Origin of the sequence: Agromyces binzhouensis (assembly GCF_004135055.1) — a bacterium.
Lineage (GTDB): Bacteria > Actinomycetota > Actinomycetes > Actinomycetales > Microbacteriaceae > Agromyces > Agromyces binzhouensis.
In genome coordinates, this window is record NZ_SDPL01000617.1 from 1 (window position 1) to 1,291 (window position 1,291).

Genomic DNA, 1,291 nt, shown 5'->3' on the forward strand with positions numbered 1-1,291 from the left:
GTCGGCACCCCGACCGGTCCGGTCGTCCGCGACGCCACGCGCCGGGGCATCCTCGCGATGGTGCCGCTGCAGGCGGCGCTCACGGCCCGCGCCGGTCGCCCGATCGACGCCGTCGTGCTCCTCGCGGTCGACGCGCTCGGCATCCTGCTCACGCGGCGCGGTGCGAGGGGACGTGAGATCACGTGACCGGGTCCACGACGCTCGTCCGGCCCGTGCTGGGCTACGGCACGAACGGGCTCGCCGACCATCCGCTCGGCGCCGCGCTCGATGTGGTGCAGCACAACGGGTACGGCGCGGTCGCGCTGACCCTGGGGCATCCGCACCTGGACCCGTTCGCCGACGGATGGCGCGATGACGCCCGACTCCTGCGCGACGACCTCGAGGCGCGCGGCCTCCGGGTCGTCCTCGAGACCGGCGGACGCTACGTGCTCGACCCCTTCCGCAAGCACCGCCCGAACCTGCTCGACGACGACGGCGAGGCCGAGCTGCGCGTGGCCTTCCTCGTCCGCGCGATCGAGATCGCCGAGGTCCTCGGCGCCGACTGCGTCTCGCTCTGGTCGGGCGTGCTGCCCGAGGGGGCCGACGCGGCGGGTGCGTGGCATCGCCTCGTCGATCGGATGTCCCGGCTCGTCGTCACGGCCCGGGCCCACGGCGTGCGGCTCGGCTTCGAGCCCGAGCCGGGGATGCTGGTCGAGACCGTCGCCGATGCGCTGCGGCTGCGCGGCGAGCTCGGCGATCCGCCGGAGTTCGGGATCACGGTCGACCTCGGCCACTGCGTGGTGGTCGAGCCGGGCGGCGTCGAGGGCGCGCTCCGCGCCGCGGGCGACCTCCTCGTGAACGTGCAGGTCGACGACATGCTGCCGCACGCGCACGAGCACCTCGAACTCGGAACGGGTGCGCTGGACCTCGACCTCGCGTTCCGCACGCTCGCCGAGCTCGAGTACGGCGGGATCGCCGCCGTCGAGCTGCCGCGCCACTCGCACGCGGCGCCGCGCCTGGTGCGGGAGAGCATCGCACGGCTGACCGAGGTCATGGAGAGGATCGGGTGAACCGCATGGAGGAGTCGATGGGATCGAGGGCCGGTGCGCCGGCGATCGTCGTCGCCGACGAGCTCGAGACGCGCTACCGGGCCGGCGACACCGATGAGCGGATCCTCGTGCTCGGCGCGCTCGACCGGATCGTCGCGGAGCAGCCCGCGCCCGACCTCGTGCGCGCCGTCGGCGTCGACCTGGTGCGCGACGCGCTCCGCGCCAACGACCCGCGACTCGTCGCGGCCGCGATGGGCCCGTTC

At 74.6% G+C, this 1,291-nt stretch carries 2 protein-coding genes and 1 pseudogene; all 3 read left to right on the forward strand.

What is annotated here, in order from left to right; translation table 11 throughout:
* The coding region (locus ESO86_RS17145; protein ID WP_207207211.1) for a hypothetical protein at positions 1 to 186 on the forward strand (186 nt) is incomplete at its 5' end.
* Positions 183 to 1,049 carry a sugar phosphate isomerase/epimerase family protein gene (locus ESO86_RS17150; protein ID WP_129235983.1) on the forward strand — a complete coding sequence of 289 codons (867 nt, stop codon included), beginning with the start codon at positions 183 to 185 and terminating at the stop codon, positions 1,047 to 1,049. The genes ESO86_RS17145 and ESO86_RS17150, both read left to right, overlap by 4 nt.
* A pseudogene (locus ESO86_RS17155) lies at positions 1,046 to 1,291 on the forward strand (hypothetical protein); the annotation flags it as partial. The gene ESO86_RS17150 and the pseudogene ESO86_RS17155, both read left to right, overlap by 4 nt.